Annotated in this window: 20 protein-coding genes; 7 read left to right on the top strand and 13 right to left on the bottom strand. The window is 61.0% G+C overall.

Annotated elements, in window-relative coordinates:
- Positions 1 to 112: 112 nt before the first annotated feature.
- Positions 113 to 742 carry a flavin reductase family protein gene (locus PSH69_RS05815; RefSeq protein ID WP_018926552.1) on the top strand — a complete coding sequence of 210 codons (630 nt, stop codon included), beginning with the start codon at positions 113 to 115 and terminating at the stop codon, positions 740 to 742.
- Here PSH69_RS05815 and PSH69_RS05810 read toward each other — a convergent pair whose 3' ends face one another.
- A complete protein-coding gene (locus tag PSH69_RS05810) occupies positions 743 to 973 on the bottom strand; it encodes a hypothetical protein (protein ID WP_019581518.1) in 231 nt (76 codons plus the stop codon).
- A gap of 41 nt (positions 974 to 1,014) precedes the next feature.
- Positions 1,015 to 1,368: a putative quinol monooxygenase gene (locus tag PSH69_RS05805; protein ID WP_230174931.1), complete on the bottom strand. Its 354-nt coding sequence runs from the start codon at positions 1,366 to 1,368 to the stop codon at positions 1,015 to 1,017.
- Between the two features lie 336 nt (positions 1,369 to 1,704).
- On the opposite strand from PSH69_RS05805, the gene PSH69_RS05800 reads away from it, so the two are divergent.
- Positions 1,705 to 2,634, top strand: coding sequence for an AraC family transcriptional regulator (locus PSH69_RS05800; RefSeq protein WP_305411340.1), 930 nt, complete (start codon positions 1,705 to 1,707; stop codon positions 2,632 to 2,634).
- A gap of 63 nt (positions 2,635 to 2,697) precedes the next feature.
- Here the strand turns inward: PSH69_RS05800 and PSH69_RS05795 are convergent, their stop codons facing one another.
- The 6 genes from PSH69_RS05795 to PSH69_RS05770 form a co-directional block, all read right to left on the bottom strand.
- Positions 2,698 to 3,753, bottom strand: a complete 1,056-nt coding sequence (locus tag PSH69_RS05795) for an ABC transporter ATP-binding protein (protein WP_305411339.1) — start codon at positions 3,751 to 3,753, stop codon at positions 2,698 to 2,700.
- 18 nt (positions 3,754 to 3,771) lie between these two features.
- Complete coding sequence (locus PSH69_RS05790; RefSeq protein ID WP_019581521.1) at positions 3,772 to 4,620, bottom strand: ABC transporter permease; 849 nt, start codon at positions 4,618 to 4,620, stop codon at positions 3,772 to 3,774.
- Positions 4,617 to 5,525, bottom strand: coding sequence for an ABC transporter permease (locus tag PSH69_RS05785; protein WP_019581522.1), 909 nt, complete (start codon positions 5,523 to 5,525; stop codon positions 4,617 to 4,619). Before PSH69_RS05785 ends, PSH69_RS05790 begins: the two co-directional genes overlap by 4 nt.
- A 267-nt stretch (positions 5,526 to 5,792) precedes the next feature.
- A complete protein-coding gene (locus PSH69_RS05780) occupies positions 5,793 to 6,896 on the bottom strand; it encodes an extracellular solute-binding protein (RefSeq protein ID WP_018926559.1) in 1,104 nt (367 codons plus the stop codon).
- A 218-nt stretch (positions 6,897 to 7,114) separates the two neighbouring features.
- A complete protein-coding gene (locus PSH69_RS05775; RefSeq protein WP_305411337.1) occupies positions 7,115 to 8,563 on the bottom strand; it encodes an aldehyde dehydrogenase family protein in 1,449 nt (482 codons plus the stop codon).
- A gap of 8 nt (positions 8,564 to 8,571) precedes the next feature.
- Positions 8,572 to 10,209: a 5-guanidino-2-oxopentanoate decarboxylase gene (locus PSH69_RS05770; RefSeq protein WP_305411336.1), complete on the bottom strand. Its 1,638-nt coding sequence runs from the start codon at positions 10,207 to 10,209 to the stop codon at positions 8,572 to 8,574.
- A 159-nt stretch (positions 10,210 to 10,368) separates the two neighbouring features.
- Here PSH69_RS05770 and PSH69_RS05765 point away from each other — a divergent pair, with 159 nt between their 5' ends.
- Positions 10,369 to 11,250, top strand: a complete 882-nt coding sequence (locus tag PSH69_RS05765) for a LysR substrate-binding domain-containing protein (RefSeq protein ID WP_305411335.1) — start codon at positions 10,369 to 10,371, stop codon at positions 11,248 to 11,250.
- Between the two features lie 56 nt (positions 11,251 to 11,306).
- Here the strand turns inward: PSH69_RS05765 and PSH69_RS05760 are convergent, their stop codons facing one another.
- On the bottom strand, positions 11,307 to 11,921 hold the full coding sequence (locus PSH69_RS05760) for an NAD(P)-dependent oxidoreductase (RefSeq protein ID WP_086944480.1): 615 nt from the start codon (positions 11,919 to 11,921) through the stop codon (positions 11,307 to 11,309).
- Between the two features lie 161 nt (positions 11,922 to 12,082).
- Positions 12,083 to 12,970: an MBL fold metallo-hydrolase gene (locus PSH69_RS05755; protein WP_305411334.1), complete on the bottom strand. Its 888-nt coding sequence runs from the start codon at positions 12,968 to 12,970 to the stop codon at positions 12,083 to 12,085.
- 114 nt (positions 12,971 to 13,084) lie between these two features.
- Here PSH69_RS05755 and PSH69_RS05750 point away from each other — a divergent pair, with 114 nt between their 5' ends.
- Together PSH69_RS05750 and PSH69_RS05745 are read left to right on the top strand one after the other, a co-directional pair.
- Positions 13,085 to 13,990 (top strand): LysR family transcriptional regulator, encoded by a 906-nt coding sequence (locus tag PSH69_RS05750; RefSeq protein ID WP_305411333.1) that lies wholly within the window; start codon positions 13,085 to 13,087, stop codon positions 13,988 to 13,990.
- Between the two features lie 94 nt (positions 13,991 to 14,084).
- Positions 14,085 to 14,261 carry a hypothetical protein gene (locus tag PSH69_RS05745; RefSeq protein ID WP_167331182.1) on the top strand — a complete coding sequence of 59 codons (177 nt, stop codon included), beginning with the start codon at positions 14,085 to 14,087 and terminating at the stop codon, positions 14,259 to 14,261.
- A gap of 22 nt (positions 14,262 to 14,283) precedes the next feature.
- Here PSH69_RS05745 and PSH69_RS05740 read toward each other — a convergent pair whose 3' ends face one another.
- Positions 14,284 to 15,195 carry a helix-turn-helix domain-containing protein gene (locus PSH69_RS05740; RefSeq protein ID WP_018926567.1) on the bottom strand — a complete coding sequence of 304 codons (912 nt, stop codon included), beginning with the start codon at positions 15,193 to 15,195 and terminating at the stop codon, positions 14,284 to 14,286.
- A gap of 179 nt (positions 15,196 to 15,374) precedes the next feature.
- Here PSH69_RS05740 and pobA point away from each other — a divergent pair, with 179 nt between their 5' ends.
- On the top strand, positions 15,375 to 16,568 hold the full coding sequence (gene pobA / locus PSH69_RS05735; RefSeq protein ID WP_305411331.1) for a 4-hydroxybenzoate 3-monooxygenase: 1,194 nt from the start codon (positions 15,375 to 15,377) through the stop codon (positions 16,566 to 16,568).
- Between the two features lie 82 nt (positions 16,569 to 16,650).
- Complete coding sequence (locus PSH69_RS05730) at positions 16,651 to 18,168, top strand: MDR family MFS transporter (RefSeq protein ID WP_018926569.1); 1,518 nt, start codon at positions 16,651 to 16,653, stop codon at positions 18,166 to 18,168.
- Positions 18,169 to 18,427: 259 nt separating this feature from the next.
- On the opposite strand, the gene PSH69_RS05725 is transcribed toward PSH69_RS05730, so the two are convergent.
- Positions 18,428 to 19,297 (bottom strand): hypothetical protein, encoded by an 870-nt coding sequence (locus PSH69_RS05725; RefSeq protein WP_018926570.1) that lies wholly within the window; start codon positions 19,295 to 19,297, stop codon positions 18,428 to 18,430.
- 116 nt (positions 19,298 to 19,413) lie between these two features.
- Complete coding sequence (locus tag PSH69_RS05720; protein WP_305411329.1) at positions 19,414 to 20,406, bottom strand: NAD(P)-dependent oxidoreductase; 993 nt, start codon at positions 20,404 to 20,406, stop codon at positions 19,414 to 19,416.
- Positions 20,407 to 20,469: the final 63 nt, after the last annotated feature.

Raw genomic sequence — 20,469 nt, 5'->3', positions numbered from 1 at the left:
AAGCAAAACCCAGTGATCTCCACAAAACCCACACTGATTGAGGATGGACTGGAAATCTGCCGCTGGCCCTTGCACCATGCTCACCTCCCGAACGCCCTCAGGAATTCACTCCATGCCCGACGATATCCATTTCTACGAACCCGCCAACGGCCACGGCCTGCCCCATGACCCGTTCAATGCCATCGTCGGCCCGCGTCCCATTGGCTGGATTTCCTCCCAGGACGCCAACGGTCGCCTGAATCTGGCGCCCTACAGCTTCTTCAACGCCTTCAACTACATCCCGCCGATCATCGGGTTCTCCAGTGTCGGGCGCAAAGACAGCCTGAACAACATCGAGCAGACCGGCGAGTTCGCCTGGAACCTGGCGACGCGTCCGCTGGCCGAGCAGATGAACCAGAGCTGCGCCATGGTCGGGCCGGAAGTCAACGAGTTCGAACTGTCCGGGCTGACCACCGCCGCGTCGAAAATCATTCAGGTGCCACGGGTCGCCGAAAGCCCGGTGTCCTTCGAGTGCAAGGTCACGCAGATCATTCAGTTGCAGCGCGCCAACAAGGAAGTGGTGCCGAGCTGGCTGATTCTCGGCGAAGTGGTCGCCGTGCATATCGCCAAATGGCTGTTGAAGGATGGGGTGTACGACACCGCCGCGGCAGAACCGATTCTGCGCGGCGGCGGACCAGCGGATTATTTTCAGCTGGGGCCAGAGGCACTGTTCAAGATGTTCCGCCCGGGGGCGGTCAAGTGATTACCAGAGCAGGTCGGCGTCTTGTTTGACGTCTTTGAGGTGGGTCAGCTCTTTGGCCGCGGCCTCGTCGGCTTCATGAGCGGTCTTGAACGTCTGGCCTTCCAGCACTTTGTGAAAAACCGGGGCACCGGAACCACCGAGGGCTTTGACGGCAATCGCGGCGTGGTAACCGCCCTCGCCCGGTACTACTGCTGAAACGGCTTCGAAGTGTTCAAAGGCTTTACGTGCCATGTCGCGGATCCTGGCTAATGGAGAGTTGCGCCATTAAACCCTCAACCGGCCAGTTTGTGTACCGCTGCCTGGGACTGGCCGAGGGCCTGGGTCGCCGAGACATCCTTGAAGGTATGGAAATCCAGGCTGTTGACCACCATATCCTGCACCAGCTCGGCAAAAATCTGCATCGCCGGACTGCCGAAGTAAGCGGTCATCGCCTGTTGGCTGGCCCAGAAACCGGACACCAGCCACAGTTCGGGATCACATTGCGAGTGCTGCAGGGCGAAGCTCAGGCAACCCGGCGCGTTGCGCGACGGTTCGATCAGGGCGCTCAGGCGCGCACCGAGTTCTGCCGAACGCCCGGCGCGGGCGCGAACGAAGGCCATATGACTGACGGGGATCTGCGTAGACATGTTCAACCCTCCCGGGGAGTCGAGTGGCAGCCGTGGGACGGGCTGCGACAGGATCCAAGATTAGGCGGCGCATCACAGTCAGCGTTAGTCGATTTCTGCCGGCTTATTGCACAATCCTGCGCAACTGCAAAAAGCCTCTGTAACAGCGCGCAAAGTACTGTCACACCGCTGTCACACCACTTTTAAGCAAGTTTCATCCACGTTGCCCTGCTATGGCAGCCTCGTGTATTCACCCCGCGCAGAATCAGGCAAGCTTTTGACAGGATGTGTCTACCGCTGTCCCTTGCACAAATTTAAGCTCGGCCCATGACCAACACTTCACGGAGGATTCCCTGCATGTCGTCGCTCGATCACTTTCAGGCTCCGCTTCCCGCTGACATGGAAAAACAGCGCGCGGAACTGGCCGACCTCATCCGTCGCAACACCATGGACGATGGCTCCTACGCCACCGCCGTCGGTTCGCTGTTCATGTCGCGTCACAGCCAATCCCATGATTTCGCCCCGGGGCTGGCCCAACCGGCCCTGTGCATCATGGCCCAGGGACGCAAGGAAGTTCGGTTGGCGGACGAACACTTCAATTACGACCCGCTGAATTACCTGGTGGTATCAGTCTCGATGCCCCTGAGCGGGCGGGTGGTGAATGCCTCGCCCGAAGAACCGATCCTCGCGGTGCGGCTGGACATCGACCCGGCGGAAATCACCGCGCTGATTGCCGACGCCGGCCCCATCGGCCTGCCCACACGGCCCACGGGCCGAGGCCTGTATGTCGAGCGGATCGACGCGGCCATGCTCGACGCCGTGCTGCGTCTGGCGCGTTTGCTGGACACACCGAAAGACATCGCCATGCTGGCGCCGCTGATTCGTCGGGAGATTCTGTATCGGCTGTTGCGCAGCCAGCAGGGACATCGGCTGTATGAGATTGCCATCGCCAACAGCCAGAGCCATCGCATCAGCCAGGCGATCAAATGGCTCAACGGCAATTATGAGCAACCGCTGCGCATCGACGACCTGGCGCGGGAAGTGAACCTGAGCGTGTCGACGCTGCATCACCGCTTCAAGGCGATGACAGCGATGAGTCCGCTGCAGTATCAAAAACAGCTGCGCCTGCAAGAAGCGCGACGGTTGATGCTGGCCGAAGGGCTGGAAGCGTCGGCGGCGGGGTATCGGGTGGGGTATGAGAGCCCTTCGCAGTTCAGTCGCGAGTACAGCCGATTGTTCGGGGCACCGCCGCTGCGGGACTTGGCGCGGTTGCGGTTGACGGTTTGATCCGGCATTTGTTGCGTGGCTGATGGCCTCATCGCGGGCTTGCCCGCGATGGGGCCAGTTAAATCAGGCGCTCAACACTCGGCACGCCTCAGCCGGCAAGGTCACCGACACCGGATTGCCAATGCTCAACCCAACGTCCTGACACGGCGTGCTCAACGCGGTAAACGACACCCCGGAACACTCGACGGTGGTTTCGATGGTCGCGCCGATATCCCGCACAAACGTCACCTTACCCAGCAAGCGATTCCCCGCCGTGGCCTGCGGTTGCGACAGTTGCAGGTCTTCGGGGCGAATCAGCATTTTCACCTTCTCCCCCACCACAATGCTGCTGCAGATCGGCACTTGCAGCGCATCGCCGCCCGGCAGGCTGACCTTGCCGTTGCCCAACGCCGTGGCCGGGAAAATATTCCCCGAACCGATGAAGTCCGCGACGAATTCATTGGCCGGGTGCCGATAAATCTCAATCGGCGTGCCCACCTGCTGCACCCGATGTTCACCCAGCACCACCACGATGTCGGCCATGGTCATGGCTTCGCGCTGGTCGTGGGTGACCATGATGGTGGTGATGTTCAAACGCTGTTGCAGCTGACGGATTTCCACCTGCATCGATTCGCGCAATTTGGCGTCCAGCGCCGACAGAGGTTCGTCGAGCAGGAGGATTTTCGGCCGCGAGGCAATCGCCCGGGCAATCGCCACACGCTGACGCTGACCGCCGGAGAGTTTCGCCACCGGGCGATCAATCATTTCCTGCAGTTGAATCAGCTCAAGCAACTCCACCACCCGCGCCTGCTGATCGGCCTTGCTGACCCCACGCAGTTTCAACGGATAGGCAATGTTCTCCCCCACCGTCATGTGCGGGAACAGCGCCAGGGATTGAAACACCATACCGAAATTGCGCTGATACGCAGGGGTATGGCCGATGTCTTCACCGTCCAGGCGAATCTCGCCGCCGGTCAGGGTTTCGAGCCCGGCGATCATTCGCAGCAAGGTGGTTTTACCGCAGCCCGACGGGCCGAGGAAACACACCAGTTTGCCCTCGGGCAAATGCAGGTTTACATCCTTTACCGCGCAGGCCGAGCCGTAATGTTTCTCGACGTTTTCCAGAATCAGACCAGTCATTTGAATCACCTCAAGAAATCAGAACGAAACGCCGCCTTCGCCAACCAACTTTTCCAGCGCCCAAATGAGCACGAAGTCGATCAGCACGATCAGCACGGCAAACGAGAAAACGGTAGGGTCGAGCGACGACACGGTGCGGCTGTACATCCAGATCGGCACGGTCATGACGTCGATGGTGTAGAGGAAATAGGTCACGGTGAATTCGTTGAACGAGACGATGAACGCCAACAGCATGCCCGCCAGAATCCCCGACTTCATCAACGGCACCACCACATCGACAATCGCCCGCAGCGGTGAAGCGCCGAGCATTTGCGCGGCCTCTTCGACTTCGCTGCCGATGGAGAGCATCGCTGCCGTGCAGTTCTTCACCACGAACGGCAGCGCCAGAATCACATGGGCAATCACCAGCCGCGAGGTGGTGATCTGGAATGGCAGGCTGTCGAACACCAGCAGCAAGGCCAGGCCCAACACCACCATCGGGAACACCAGTGGCAGCGACATCAATTGCAGCGCCACGGCCTTGCCGCGGAACTCGCAACGGGTCAGCGCGTAAGCCGCCGGCACCGCGATGATCGTGGCGAAGATCATGGTCAGGCAGGCCACCAGTAAACTGGTGCTCATGGCTTTGCCCAGGCTCAGCACGTCGCTGGCGTCCGGCGAGACGAACGTGTGCCAGGCGGCCTTGTACCATTGCAGGCTGTAGCTGCTGGGCGGAAAGTCGAGGTTCGACGCGCCACTGAACGACATGACAATCATGGTCAGAATCGGCAACACAGCCAGCAGCAGAATGAAGCCCGAGAGGATGCCGGCGAACTTGCCGGTATCGCCCGGCAGCAACGACTGACGCTTCTTGATCAAGGTGCTCATTGGGAAGCCTCCAGCATGCGCCGACGACGGCCGGTGATGTATTCGGACAAGGTCATGATGGCGAGCGTGGTAACGATCAGCACCACACCGGCAGCGGACGCGGCGGGCCAATTCATCAGCGGGGCGATCTGGTCATGGACCATCACCGCCAACATCGGCACGCGCCGACCGCCGAGCAGCAAAGGCACCACGAAGCTGCTGGCGTTGTAGGCAAACACCAACGTCGCGCCGGTGATGATCCCCGGAAAACTCATCGGCAACACCACTTGGCGAAACACCTGCAGGCGACTGGCGCCCAAGGTTGCAGCGGCTTCTTCGTAAGTGCGGGCGACTCCGCGCATGGCGCTGGCAATCGGCAGCACAGCCAACGGGAACGCGGTTTGCACCAGGCCCATCAACACGCCGTTCTGGTTGTACAGCAGCATGATCGGCCGCTTGATCAGGCCCAGGCCCATCAGCGCCTGATTGAGCATCCCGCCCGGGCCGAGAATCACCAGCCAGCCGTAGCTTTGCAGTAACAGGTTGACCAGCAACGGCAACAGCACCGCCGCGAGGAAAATCCGCCGCACGAATGGTGAGGTCAGCCGCGACATGGTGTAGGCCACCGGGATCGCCAGCAGCACCGCGATCACCGCGCTGATCAGCGCCAGGCGCAGGGTCAGCAGCAAGGATTTGAGGTAGTACGGTTCCAGCAATTGCGCGTAACTGGCCAGGCTGAAGCCGGACCACTCCGCGCCTTTGGTGCCCACGCTCATGCGCAGCACCAGGAGGCTGGCGGCAATCAGCACGCCGAGAAACAGCATCGACGGCGAGAGGAAAAACCACGCACGCACTGTCGGTGAGACACCCCGATTAGCGCGCGTGGGTGCGACGCTTACCGGATGGGTCAGAGGTTGGTGTTCCATAGCAAGGGTCTCGTCAATGGAAAGCAGCTGGCAAACACAGCCCTCAAAACCGCCGTGAATCCTGTGGGAGCGGGCTTTGTGGCGAGGGGGCTTGCCCCCGTTCGACTGCGAAGCAGTCGTAAACCATCTCATGCGGTACACCTGATGCACCGCGATGACAGGATTCAGGGCCGCTTCGCGCCCCAACGGGGGGCAAGCCCCCTCGCCACAAAAGCCCGCTCCCACATTTGATTTGCGGTGCTCTCAGGGCTTGTGTTCGCCACTCGATCAGGAAGAAAAGATTTCCGTGTAACGACGAATCCATTGGTCATGCACGGTGGCCAGGAAGGCGTTGTCGTGCATGATCGCCTTCTCGGCAATCTGCTCCGGCGTAAGGATGTACGGGCTCTTGCGGGCTTCGGCGGAGATGATCGCCTTGGCGTTGACCGGGCCGTTGTAGATGTCTTCGGCCATCTTGCCCTGCACCAGCGGGTCCAGAGAGTGGTTGATGAAGGCGTAGGCCAGGTCGGTATCGCCCGGACGATTCTTCGGCATCACCGAGAGCATCAGGTCGGTGTAGAAACCTTCCTTCATGCCGAAGGTGGCGCCCAGACCGTAGGCCGGGTCGCGGATCTGTTTCGGGAAAAACGCCGGTGCGTACAAGCCGCCCATGTCCAGGGACCCGGTGCGGAACAGCTCGGCGATCTGGTTCGGGTTTTCACCCAGGGTCACCACGCGGCTCTTGAGCTCGGCGAGTTTCTTGAAGCCTGGCTCGATGTTGTGTTCGTCACCACCGGCCAGTTTGGCGGCGATGATGATCAGGTCCATGGCCTCGGTCCAGTTCGGCGGCGGCAGGAAAATGTTCGGCGCCAGGTCGGCGTCCCACATCGCGGCGTAGCTGTCCGGGGCTTCTTTCTGGGTGCGGGTGCTGTAGACCAGGCTGTTGCACCACAACAGATAACCGATACCGTGGCCATTGGCGCCGGTGCGGTATTTCTCCGGCACGTCCACCAGATTGGGGATGCGGTTGAGGTCGGGTTTTTCCAGCAGGTTGGCGGCGGCCAGGCCTTCGGCGCCGACGCCGGCCAGGGTGATGATGTCGTACTGCGGGCGATCACCGCCGGCCTTGAGCTTGGCGACCATTTCCGAGGTACTGCCGGTGCGGTCAGCGATGACCTTGCAGCCGTACTTGTCTTCAAAGGTGGCCGCGATGTTGCGCAGTGCTGCAAGGCCCGTGTCATCAGACCAGGTCAGCAAGCGCAGGGTCTTGCCCGTAAAGCGCGTGTCGCTGGCATTGGCCCGGATGAACGGCATGCTCATGGCTGCCGCGGCTACCGACGCCACACCCACGGTTTTGATGAATTGACGTCTGTTCAGATCATGCTTGCCCATGAAGGACTCCCTTTGTTTTTTTAAGTATGAGGTTGGTCGCAACCGTTGCATCCGCGCGGCCAGATCGGCTTGAAGCCCCCGGTTTCAAAGGACTTGAGCTTGACCAGCGGGTTCATCCTGAGGTCGTGCAAAACACCTGACTATCGATAAAAACTCATTGAAGCCATGACGTAAGTGCATGCCTCCTTTCGAGGCATGCGCTCACTGTTTTCGTGCTGTCAGACGGCCCGAATCACGTGTTTGATTTCCTGGAAAGCCTGCAAGCCCCACGGCCCCAATTCGCGGCCGATGCTGCTCTGTTTGTAGCCACCCCAGGCGGTCTGCGGGAAGATCACTTGCGGCGCGTTGATCCACACAAGCCCCGCCTGCAAAGCGTTGGCGACCCGATCGGCGGCCTCGCTGTCGCGCGTGACCACACTGGCGACCAGACCGAACGGGCTGTCGTTGGCCAGAGCAATGGCCTCGGCTTCAGAGCTGAAACTGCGCACGCAGATCACCGGGCCGAAAATCTCTTCACACCACAACGCACTGTCGAGGGGCGCGTCGATGAAAACGGTCGGCTGCAAAAAATATCCACGTGAAAGGTCCGCCGGGCGATTGCCGCCGCAGATCAGCTTCGCACCAGCACTCAAGCCGCGATCGATGTGGCCCAGCACCCTCTGGTATTGCGCTTGGTTGACCAGTGCGCCCATCTCCACGTTCGGGTCGAACGGGTCGGCCACGCGGATGGCTTCGGCACGAGCCTTCAATCGCGCGACAAATTCATCCGCCAGTTCATCGGCGACCAGCACGCGACTGGTCGCGGAACACATCTGCCCGGCGTTGAAGAAGCCGCCGCCACAGGCCACTTCCACAGCCAGTTCGATGTCGGCATCGGCGAGCACCAGCAGCGAGGATTTACCGCCCAGTTCCAGGCTCACGCCTTTCACGGTTTCCGCCGCCCGCTGCATCACCTGCACGCCCACCGCGTTGCTGCCGGTGAAAGAAATCTTGGCGATGCGCGGGTCAGCCGACAGCGGTGCGCCGACCGCAAGGCCGGTGCCGCAGACCAGGTTGAACACACCGTTTGGCACGCCGGCCTCGGCAATGATCGTCGCCAGTTCCAGCTCCGGCAGCGGCGTCACTTCAGACGGTTTGAGCACCACGCAGCAACCGGCGGCCAGGGCCGGGGCGAGTTTCCAGGCGGTGGTGACCATCGGGAAATTCCACGGCACGATCAGCCCCACCACACCGCACGGTTCGCGGCGCAAACGGGCGCTGAAATCGTCGCTCGGCAATGCCACGACACTGTCTTGTTTCGCGTCCAGGCCTTCAGCCAGACCGGCGTAATACTCAAAGGTGGCGATCACGTCGTCGACGTCGATGGCCGCTTCGAACAGCGGTTTGCCGTTGTTGCTCGACTGCAACTTCATCAACTGTTCGCGCCCGGCCTGCACGCCTGCGGCGATTCTGCGCAGGATCGCCCCGCGCTCGGCTCCGGTGGTTTTCGACCATTGCTTAAAAGCGTTGGCCGCCGCGGTGACGGCCTGATCGACAGCGTGTGCATCGCCGCCGTTAACGGTGGTCAGCAGGGCTTCGGTCGCCGGGTTGATCACGCGCAGATGTTCGTTGCCAGCGGACCATTGGCCATCGATGAACAGGCCGTCGAGGGTCGTCGGAAAGGTCATGGGAACACTCATTGCGACACCGCCTTCATCCACTGGGTCTGGTCGATTTCAATCAGGGTCGGGCCCTGACGATCGGTGGCCAGGCGCAACGCATCACGCAACCCGTCAACACTGTTGACCGTTTCGGCCGCACAGCCCAGCGCTTTGGCCACACCGATAAAGTCCGGGGTATAGATGTCCACGCCCACCGGCTCGATGGCGCGGTTGACCATGTATTTCTTGATCTCTTCGTAGCCCTGGTTATTCCACAGCAACACGATCACCGGCGTACGCGCTTCCACCGCACTGGCCAGTTCCGGCAGGGTGAATTGCAGGCCGCCGTCGCCGATCAGGCACACCACCGGAGGGCGCGTGCCGCCTTCGACGCGGCCACCGAGCCAGGCGCCAATCGCCGCCGGCAAGGCGTAACCGAGGGTGCCGTAACCGGTGGACGAGTTGAACCAGCGACGCGGACGCTCCGGGTTGAAGGTCAGATTGCCGGTGTACACCGGTTGGGTCGAATCGCCGACGAACACCGCGTTCGGCAATTCGTGCAGCACGGTTTCCAGGAAACGGGTCTGGGCCAGGGTCGGGGCATCCCAGGTGGCGGCGAGTTCTTCTCGCAAGCGAGCGGCGCGCACCTGACCCCAGTCGTTGCGGCGCTCGGCCAGCGACTTGTGGGACAGCGCGCTCAGCAGAGCCTGGGCGGCATTGCGCGAGTCGGCCACCAACGCCACCTTCGGCGGGTAATTACGCACGGTCTGGTCTGGGTCGATGTCCACGCGCAGCAGCACGCCCGGGATTTCGAAGCCGCCGGCGAAGGTGATGTCGTAATCGGTTTCGGCCAGTTCGGTGCCGATGGCCAGCACCACGTCGGCCTCGGCCACCAGCGCACGGGTGGCCACCAGGCTTTGGGTCGAACCGATCAGCAGCGGATGGCTGGATTCGAGCATGCCTTTGGCATTGATGGTCAAGGCCACTGGCGCATCCAGCAGCTCGGCCAGTTCAGTCAGCTCGGCCGCCGCATCGATGGCGCCGCCACCCGCGAGAATCAATGGGCGTTTGGCACCGGCCAGCAGGTCGGTCATGCGGCTGATCGCGCTGGGCGAAGCACCGGCACGATCGATGTTCACTGGCACGCTGGCGAGCAGGTCATCGGCCTCTTCGACCAGTACGTCCAACGGGATTTCGATGTGCACCGGACGCGGACGCCCGGCCTGGAACAGCGCGAAGGCCCGCGCCAATACGCCCGGCAATTCCGCCGCCGACATCAAGGTATGGGAGAACGCCGCCACGCCGCCGACCAGTGCGCTCTGGTTCGGCAGCTCATGCAGCTTGCCGCGCCCGCCGCCCAATTGGCTGCGCGATTGCACGCTGGAGATCACCAGCATCGGGATCGAGTCGGCGTAAGCCTGGCCCATGGCGGTGGTGATGTTGGTCATGCCGGGGCCGGTGATGATGAAGCACACGCCCGGTTTGCCGCTGGTGCGGGCATAACCGTCGGCCATGAAACCGGCGCCCTGTTCGTGACGTGGAGTGACGTGGTTGATGCTCGAACGGGCCAGCCCGCGATACAGCTCCACGGTATGCACCCCAGGGATGCCGAACACCTGCTCGACCCCGTAATCTTCGAGTAACTTGACCAATACTTCGCCGCACGTCGCCATGTGTTTGCCCTTTTTGTTCGTTTGAGACGCCGGGCCTGCCCAGTGTTTATGATGGATTGGCAGGTCCAGGGATGGCCTCATTGGAACGGGCGACACGTAGCCGCAACAATGGATAAAAAGTCATACTAGCCATGTCCTCACGTCATACCTTGGATCCCCATGAAACGACTGCCTCCCCTGCCGGCGCTGCACACTTTTCTGATCACCGCGCAGTGCTGCAACTTCACCCGGGCCGCGGAACAACTGCACATCACTCAAGGCGCGGTGAGCCGGCAGATCGCCGGGCTGGAAGATCATCTGGGTTATGAGCTGTTCATCCGCCAGGCGCGGGGCTTGAGCCTGACCGCCGAAGGACGTGAGTGGTTGCCACGGGTACAGCAGATTTTCGGCCTGATCGACGAGGCCGTGGAGCAGATCGGCGAGAAGCGCGAAACCTTGCAACTCAAGGCGCCGACTTGCGTGATGCGCTGGCTGTTGCCGCGCCTGTTGCAGTGGCAAAAGGAACGCCCGGATGTGCCGGTGGAATTGACCACCACGGTGAAACACGGCGTGGACTTTCATCGTGAACAGTTCGACGCGGCGGTGATGTATGGCCCGCCGCCGGAGAGCTCACTGGCCTCCCATCATTTGTTCGATGAGCAACTGACGCCCGTGTGTTCCCGGCCGATGATTGAAGGGCCACTGGCCTTGCAGACACCGGCAGACCTGCAACAGCACTTGTTGCTGCATCCGACCCGGGACGAACGGGACTGGAAAGCCTGGTTGAAAGCGGCGGATATTCATCTGAGCAATGTCGGCAAGGGCCAGCATTTCGAAACCCTGGACCTGGCGATGTCGATGGCGTCCCAAGGGACAGGCGTGGCGATTGGCGATTGGTCGTTGATTGGCGATGACCTGAGCGCCGGGCGGCTGGTCATGCCCTTTGATTTGAAGGTGAAAACCGGATTGGCGTATTACCTGGTGTTCCCCGAAAAACCTGCGCCTTCGCCGAAGTTGCGCGAATTGATGGGGTGGTTGGTGGAGCAGGCGCAGGCACGGTAACCGCCCCCCCGATGATCGTTCCCACGCGGAGCGTGGGAACGATCAATGTTGCGAAGTTAATACCCGACCGTAAACCGCTGGCGGGAATGCTTCGGTGTTTCCACTTCATCCAGCAACGCGATCGCGTAATCGGCAAAGGTAATCCAGCTGCGGCCCTGCGCACTCACCAGCAAGTCATCCTTGCCGACTCGAAACGTGCCGGTACGCTCACCTTCGACAAACTCCGCCGACGGCGACAGGAAGGTCCAGTCCAGGTCCTGTTCCTGACGCAAGGTGTTGAGGAAATCGGCACCGGCGCTGGCCTCAGCCTTGTATTCCTTCGGGAAGCCTTCGCTGTCGATCACCCGTGTGCCGCCCGGCAGCAACAGCGAACCGGCACCGCCCACCACCAGCAGACGCTTGACCCCGGCCTGCTTCACCGGCTCGATGACGGCGCTGGCGGGGATGGTGGAGAAATGTGCAGCACTGATTACTGCATCATGGCCAGCAACGGCGGCTTGCAAAGCGGCAGCATCGAGCACGTCGACGTTTTTGCTGACGACACCGGCACGCTGGCCGATTTTCGAGGTATCGCGGGCGATGGCGGTGACGCTGTGACCGCGACGCAGGGCTTCTTCCAACAGCTGGCTACCGGCACGACCGGTGGCACCGATGATTGCGATTTTGCTCATGACGTTCTCCAGTTGATGTAACGGTGATGTATAGCGTGTGTGTAATTTGATCGTTCCTGCGCTCTGCGTGGGAATGCCTCAACGGACGCTCCGCGTTCGGCTTTTGATGGGACGCGGAGCGTCCCGGGCTGCGTTCCTTTGCTGCGCGTGGGAACAATCACTCATTCACCCCACTTCATCTCGCCCTTGGCGACTTTGGCGCTCAGCTCCAGCGAGCTTTCTTCGCCCAGGGTCGGGTAGCGTTTTTTCATCGCGCCGATCAGTTCGGCTGAATCTTTCGCCTTGGCGGTTTCTTCGTCGAAAGCCTTGATGTAATCAGCGGTGAACTGCACAGCCGCCAGGGAGCGAGCGCTCTCGCCCAGGTAGTGACCCGGCACGATGGTCTTCGGCTTCAAGGCTTCGATCGTGTGCAACGTCGTCAGCCAATCGGCATGGGACTGCGCAGTTTGGGTGTCCGCCATCCACACATGAATGTTTTCGGCGACAACCACGCCACCGACCACTGCCTTGATCGACGGAATCCACACAAAGCTGCGATCCGGTTGCTTGCCATCCAGGCCGAGCACCTGCAGTTTCTGCCCTTCCAGCATCAGGCTGTCGCCCTTGAGCACGTGCGGCACGATGGTTTTGTTCGGCACGTCGGCGCCCATTTTCGGCCCCCAGAACGCCAGTTTGCCGTCGACGGTTTTGTTGATGTGATCAACCGTCGGTTGCGAGGCCAGTACCTTGGCTTTCGGGAACGCTTTGGTCACGGTGTCGAGGCCGAAGTAGTAATCCGGGTCACCGTGGCTGATGTAGATGGTGGTCAGTTGCTTGCCGCTGGCGCGGATTTTTTCCACCACTTGTTCGGCCTGGGATTTGCCGAATTGTGCGTCCACCAGAATCGCTTCCTTCTCGCCGCTGACCAGTACCGAGGTCACCGGGAAGATTGCGTTGGTGCCCGGATTGTAGACGTCCAGGGTCAGGGTCGACGCCGCAGCGGCGTGGGCCGCGAAGCCCAGTGCCGCGGTTGCCAGAAGAATGCGTTTGATTGAAGTGAAGCCGATCATCTGTTGCTCCGTTGTCCGAATGCCGTGCTTGGCGATGGGACAGAGCTTAGTTGCCTGGTTCGATACAAAAAATGCGATGCTTGAACATAGTTTGTTTCTGAAAGCGGGCAAATCATGGATCGTCTACAAGCAATGCGTGTGTTCGTCACGGTGGTGGACCTGGGCAGCCAATCGGCCGCCGCCGATCACCTGGACCTGTCGCGGCCGGTGGTTTCACGCTATCTGGCGGAGCTGGAAGATTGGGTCGGCGCACGCCTGATGCACCGCACCACGCGCAAATTGAGCCTGACCGCCGCCGGCAGCGAAATCCTGCCCCGGTGCCGGCAGATGCTCGATTTATCCAGCGACATGCAAGCCGCCGTCAGCGAGCCGGACGACGCACCGCGCGGCCTGCTGCGGATCAGCGTCAGCACCTCGTTCGGCCAGGCGCAACTGGCCGATGCCATGGCCGCCTATGTCAAACGTTACCCCGGTGTAAGCATCGATCTGCAAATGCTCGACCGCACGGTGAATCTGGTGGATGAGCGCATCGACCTGGCCATCCGCACCAGCAACGACCTGGACCCGAACCTGATCGCCCGGCGGCTGACGGTCTGCCGCTCGGTGATCTGCGCCTCCCCCGCTTACCTGCGCGAGCACCCGGCGCCGCAGCGGGTCGAAGACCTGAGCCTGCACAATTGCCTGACCCACTCCTACTTCGGCAAAAGCCTCTGGCATTTCGAGCAGGATGGCGAACCGGTCTCGGTGCCGGTGCAGGGCAACATCAGCGCCAACGAGGCCAGCACGTTGTTGCGCGCCACGATGGCCGGGGCCGGTGTGGCGATGCTGCCCAGTTACCTGGCCGGCATGCATATCCACAGCGGCGAACTGATCCGCCTGCTGCCCCAGGCCGAGCCCCGTCAGATGAACATCTATGCGGTGTATGCCTCACGCAAGCACATGCCGGTGGCGTTGCGCAGCATGCTGGATTTTCTGGTGCTCAGATTTCCCGAAGAACCGGCATGGGATGTGGGCCTTTAACCGGAGCGAATGTGGGGTGGTTTTGATGGCAACTCACCGGCGCTGACCTATGCTCAAAGCAGTACCCAAGGGTATTCGTTCAGAGGTCAACGCCATGAACATCAAAACAAGAAGATACCTCGCCATTTTCATCACCTGCGCGGCGACGCTGGCGCTGTATGGCACAGCCGCCTGGCGTGTCGAACAGTTGCGCAAAGTGCCCCATGACTTCGCGAGCTGCAACTTCGAGCGCTGCATCCCCCACAGCGCAAGCCTCAACGCCCTCCGCTGACGAACACCTAGTGCCGAGGGGGTCAGGTCTCGCTCTTCTGATCGGCAGCGTCCTGATCGGCCTTCAAGCGGTCGCGAAAAGCCTTGGGCGAGATCCCCACCCGACGTCGGAACAAGCGTGTGAAGTTGGTCGGATCGGAAAACCCCAGCACATCGGACATTTCATAAATGGTCATGCTGGTGTAGGTCAGCAAGCGCTTGGCCTCCAGCAACTGACGCTCGTGCATGATCTGCAACGCCGGCTGCCCCGCCAGTTCACGGCACGTGCCGTTGAGGTGGGACACGGAAATCCCCAGCCGATGGGCCAGGTCCTCGACCTTGACGTGCTGGCGATAGGTCTCCTCCACCAGTTGGATAAAACCGTTGAGGTATTCCCGGGCACGCTGCGGACGCTGATTGGCAGCGCGGCGCTGAATCACCTGGCGGCTGACCCACACCATGATCACGCTGACCAGCGAATGCATGAGCATTTCCCGCGCCGGTTGATGGCCGGTGTATTCGCTTTGCAGCGCTGAAAACAGGCTGTTGAGGTACTCGCTGTCCTTGCCCGCCGGGTAGCTTTCGGCTTGGGCCAGGGCATTTACCGAATTGCCCAACTGCGCCTGAAGATGGGCGACCAGCGGCGCGGCCAGGGTGACGACGAACCCTTCGACGTCCTCGGAAAACCGATAACCATGCACCGATAACGGCGGCAGAATGATGATTGCCGGCTCAGCCAATTGTGAGCGTTTGCCTTCGATTTCAAGCTCTGCCTGACCTTTGAAGACGAAGAGCAACTGACACAAATCAGCGTGGCGATGGGGTTTTATTTCCCATTGATGTTCGCGGCTGCGTTTTGAAATGGTTTCACAGTGGAGCAAATCGGGGGTCGGCCAATCCAGGCTTTCACCGTAGAGTTTGAACACCGGAATCGATGGCAGGGCGGGCTTGTTCATCACTTCAATCCAGGCCTCGAAGGTAACGGGGCGATAATCGCACCGATTGGCAGAATGTACAGGTATCGGCTCAGTTTTCACCTTCAATTGACAGACCCGCAAGTGAAAAATGCAAGCACTCGATCCATAAAAATCATCCACCGGCGTTGGTCGCGTGGAGCTTGCGAGTCATAAAAACAATGAAAACACTAAAAACCCAAATCGCCATCATCGGCGCCGGCCCCTCTGGTTTGCTACTCGGCCAATTGCTGCATAACGCCGGCATCGACACCCTGATTCTCGAACGCCAGACCCCGGACTACGTGCTGGGACGCATCCGTGCCGGTGTCCTCGAACAAGGCATGGTAGAGCTGTTGCGTCAGGCCGGAGTGGGCCAGCGCATGGACGCCGAAGGGCTGGTCCACACCGGCTTCGAACTGGCCCTGGACGGGCGCCGGGTACACATCGATCTGCAAACATTGACCGGTGGCAAAACCGTGATGGTGTATGGCCAGACCGAGGTCACCCGCGACCTGATGGCCGCTCGTCGGGACGCTGGCGCGCAGACAATTTATTCGGCCGGCAACGTCGTCCCCCACGGCATGAAAAGCGCTGAACCCTATGTGACCTTCGACAAGGACGGCGAAACGTATCGACTCGATTGTGACTACATTGCCGGTTGCGACGGTTTCCATGGCGTGGCGCGGCAGTCGATCCCTGCCGACTGCCTGAAGGTGTTCGAACGGGTGTATCCGTTCGGCTGGCTGGGGATTCTCGCTGACACTCCGCCAGTTCACGAGGAGTTGGTCTACGCGCGGCATGAACGGGGCTTTGCGTTGTGCAGCATGCGTTCGCCGACACGCACCCGTTATTACCTTCAGGTACCGGCCCAGGATCAGGTCGATGACTGGTCCGACCAACGCTTCTGGGACGAACTCAAATCCCGTCTGCCGGCCGCCCTCGCCGATGTGCTGGTGACCGGCCCGTCGATCGAGAAAAGCATCGCGCCGCTGCGCAGTTTCGTGGTCGAGCCGATGCAGTACGGGCGGATGTTCCTGGTCGGCGACGCCGCGCACATCGTCCCGCCCACCGGTGCCAAAGGCCTGAACCTGGCGGCCAGCGACGTCAGTACGTTGTTCAATATTCTGCTGAAGGTTTACCGCGAAGGCCGTGTTGATTTGCTGGAGAAGTATTCCGAAATCTGCCTGCGGCGGGTGTGGAAAGCCGAACGGTTTTCCTGGTGGATGACCTCGATGTTGCATCGCTTCGACGAGCACGATGCATTCAGCCAGCGCATCAGCGAATCGGAACTGGCCTATTTCGTTGACTCCGAGGCGGGCCGAAAAACCATCGCGGAAAACTACGTCGGCCTTCCGTACGAGGCTATCGAATAGCTTCCTACCGACTTACACTGGCGAGCATCCCCGCTCGCCTTGCCCCTTGCGGGTCCATCACTGCCCGCAGGTTTTTTTTACCGTGACCAATCTCAACCGGCCTGAAACGCCCAAACCAGCCATTCGCAGCGTGCTGATCGCCCTGATGCTGGCGATCTTTCTGGGCGCGCTGGACCAAACCATCGTCGCTGTGTCGATGCCGGCGATTTCCGCGCAGTTCAAGGACGTCAGCCTGCTGGCCTGGGTGATTTCCGGCTACATGGTGGCGATGACCGTGGCGGTGCCGATCTACGGCAAGCTCGGCGATCTGTATGGCCGCCGCCGGTTGATGCTGTTCGGCATGGGCTTGTTCACCCTGGCTTCATTGTTCTGCGGCATGGCGCAAAGCATGGAGCAACTGGTGCTGGCGCGGATCTTTCAAGGCATCGGCGCCGGCGGAATGATTTCGGTGAGCCAGGCGATCATCGGCGACATCGTTCCACCGCGCGAACGCGGTCGCTATCAGGGCTACTTCAGCAGCATGTACGCGGTGGCCAGCGTGGCCGGCCCGGTACTCGGTGGCTACATGACCGAATACCTGTCCTGGCGCTGGGTATTCCTGATCAACCTGCCGTTGGGCCTGGGCGCCTGGTGGGTGGCTTATCGCACGCTAGTGGGGCTGCCGGTGCCGCAGCGCAAGCCGATCATCGACTACCTTGGTACGTTGCTGATGATCATTGGCCTGACGGCGTTGTTGCTGGGCATCACTCAGGTTGGCCAGGGGCATTCGTGGCGCAGTCCCGAAGTGGCGGGTTTGCTCGGTTGTGCGGTGGCGGTGCTGGCCGTGTTCGTCTGGCATGAACGGCGGGCGCGGGAACCGTTGCTGCCGATGCATTTGTTCGCCAACCGCAATGCGATCCTTTGCTGGTGCACGATTTTCTTCACCAGTTTCCAGGCGATTTCCCTGATCGTGCTGATGCCGCTGCGCTTTCAGAGTGTCACCGGCGCCGGGGCTGACAGCGCGGCACTGCACCTGTTGCCGCTGGCCATGGGCTTGCCGATAGGCGCCTATTTCGCCGGGCGCCGGACCTCGGTGACCGGTCGTTACAAACCGATGATCCTGACCGGCGCGTTGCTCATGCCGTTGGCGATTCTCGGCATGGCGTTCAGTGCGCCGCAGGCGTTTGTGCTGAGCAGCCTGTTCATGTTGCTCTGCGGAATCGCTGGCGGCATGCAATTCCCGACGTCGTTGGTGGGCACGCAAAACTCGGTGGATCAACGGGACATTGGCGTGGCCACCAGCACCACCAATCTGTTCCGCGCTCTGGGCGGTGCAGTGGGCGTGGCGTTGATGTCGGCACTGTTGCTGGCGTTGTTGCAGGATTCCAGTTTCGCGCACCTGGCCGGCTCGTCGCTGATTGCCGAGGGTCGTTCGGGGAATGTCTTGCTCGATGGTTTGAACGCCGCGCCGGGGGATGCGCAAAACGCCTTGCGCGCCGAGCTGCTGCTGACCTTCAGGCATTTGCTGATGGTCAGCGCGGCGGTGTCGCTGCTGGGGCTGGCGGCGGCGATTGCCATGCCGAACAGGGTGTTGCGCGGGCGGGAAGACAAGGTTCGATAGAAAGACCGAGTCGCCTGCATTCGCGATCAAGCCCTGTGGCCAGTGTAGTGAGAGGGATTATCTGTGGTGGGCGGATTATCTGTGGCGAGGGGGCTTGCCCCCGTTCGGCTGCGCAGCAGTCGCAAATCAGGCACCACGGGACTATCTGAAAAGCCGTGGTGAATGGAGATGGCGGCTACGCCACCCAACGGGGGCAAGCCCCCCTCGCCACAAAAGTCCCACTCCACAGGCCCACTCCACACAACATCACCGCATCGGGCTATTGAGGCCGGGCGTGCAGCTGTTGTTGCAGGTTCTGGATCTGCGCCTGCAGGGTGTTGATGTTGCGGGTGACCTGGCCACGGAAGGCGTCGAACTCGGCGGTATTGTTACCACCTTGCGCGGCGGCCGGGCGGTTGTCCTGTTGGCTTTTGAGCACGATCATGTCTTGCTCCAGACGCTCGACGGCAGCGCTCGGGTTGCCTTGCCGCTTCAGCGCGGCGATATCGGCGCCAAGGCTTTTGAGTTGGGCGTCGACTTTGCTGGTATCGGCCGGCGCACTCTTCAACGCAGCCAGTTCGCCGCTCAAGGCTTTGACCTGGGCCTGCAACTGAGCATTGGCGGCTTGTTGTTCGCTGGCCTGCGTGGTCATTTGCGCCAGGCGCTTGTCCAGATCGGAGGTCTGGCCGAGCACGCCTTGCTGCTGTTTGCTCTGATCCTGAAGTTTGCTTTCCAGCTGTTTGCTCTGGTCCTGGAGCTTGCCTTCCAGTTGTTTGATCTGCAGCTTCAACGCTTCACTGCCGGTGTTGACCGTGGACTGGCTGGCCACGACCTTGCCGGAAATGTCCTGCAAGCGTCCCGCCGCTTCCTCACTGATACGGGCGAAACTTTCCTGGGTCGCCACCAGTTGTTGTTCCATCAGCGATATCTGCTGGAAACTCCACCAGGCAAGGCCAGCGAAGGCAAAGAACAACGCACCGACCAACGCCCATAACGGGCCGGTGCTCGGGCCTTTGACCTTGACTACCGGTGTGGTGCGCGAGTGCACGGAAGTGCGCGCGGTGGTCGGAAAATCATCGTCGTCGAGGCTGTCGGCACGCAGGCTCGGGACATCGTCGAAGTCGTCGTTGGCATCGTTACGCATGGACATTGAGTCAACCTTTGTAAAACGCGGTGATGGCTTGATGCGGCGAAGTATAACTCCCGCTGGCGCACCGGTTGACCCTGAACCCCGAACTCGGTTCAGTAGGGGGCGGCCCTTGTGTGTCAGCGAATGTCCTGAGCCTTCCACCAGGCGCAAAATTCATCGAGGGCGGTCCAGAGGCTGACTTTCGGATCGTAATCCAGATAATGCCGGGCGCGACTGATGTCCAGGGTGAAATTTTTGTTCATTACCTGCATGCCCAGCCGCGACAGGGTCGGCTCGGGACGACCCGGCCACAGCTTGCAAACACCCTCGTTGAGCGCGGCAAGGCTGTAGGCCAAGCCGTAGGAACGGTAACGGGTCACCTGTGGCACATCCATTTTTCGCATCACGTAATTGACCACATCCCACAACGGCACCGGCGCTCCGTTGCTGATGTTGTAGGCCTTGCCCAAGGCCGAGCCGCTGGCCAGCAAGCTGCTGAACAACGCCTCATTGAGGTTTTGCACACTGGTGAAGTCAACCTTGTTCAGGCCATTGCCGATAATCGCCAACCGCCCTTTGCGCTGCATCTTCAGCAACCTGGGGAAAATGCTCATGTCGCCTGCGCCCGTCACGAAACGCGGGCGCAGGGCCAGGGTTTCGAGGCCGAACTCCTGCGCACCGAAAACTTTCTGCTCGGCCAGGTATTTGGTTGCGGCGTAAGGATGCTTGAAGCGCTTGGGCACCTGGTCTTCGGTCAACCCCAGATGATCGCGGCCATCGAAGTAAATCGATGGCGACGACAAATGCACCAGGCGCCGCACCCGTTGTTTCAGGCAGGCCTCGACCACGTTCTCGGTGACCTCGACGTTGCCTTGATGGAAGTCCTGATAGCGCCCCCACAAACCGACAGAGCCTGCGCAATGGACCACGGCTTCGACGTCGGAACACAGGTCGCGCGCCAGTTGCGGGTCGCTCAAGTCGCCCTGGATGAATTCGGCACCACGGCGAACCAAATGCTCGACGCTCTCGGCCCGGCGACCGTTGACCCGCACATCCAGGCCCTGCTCCAGGGCGAAACGCGCAAAGCGCCCGCCAATGAAGCCGCTTGCGCCGGTGACCAGAATCTTCATGTATTGCTCCGAATATTTCGTTTTGCGTTTTACGTTTTGCATAGGGCGTGAGGTCTTGACGCC

The sequence above is a fragment of the Pseudomonas sp. FP1740 genome, assembly GCF_030687165.1.
GTDB lineage: Bacteria > Pseudomonadota > Gammaproteobacteria > Pseudomonadales > Pseudomonadaceae > Aquipseudomonas.
This window is presented reverse-complemented; position numbering and strand designations above follow the sequence as displayed.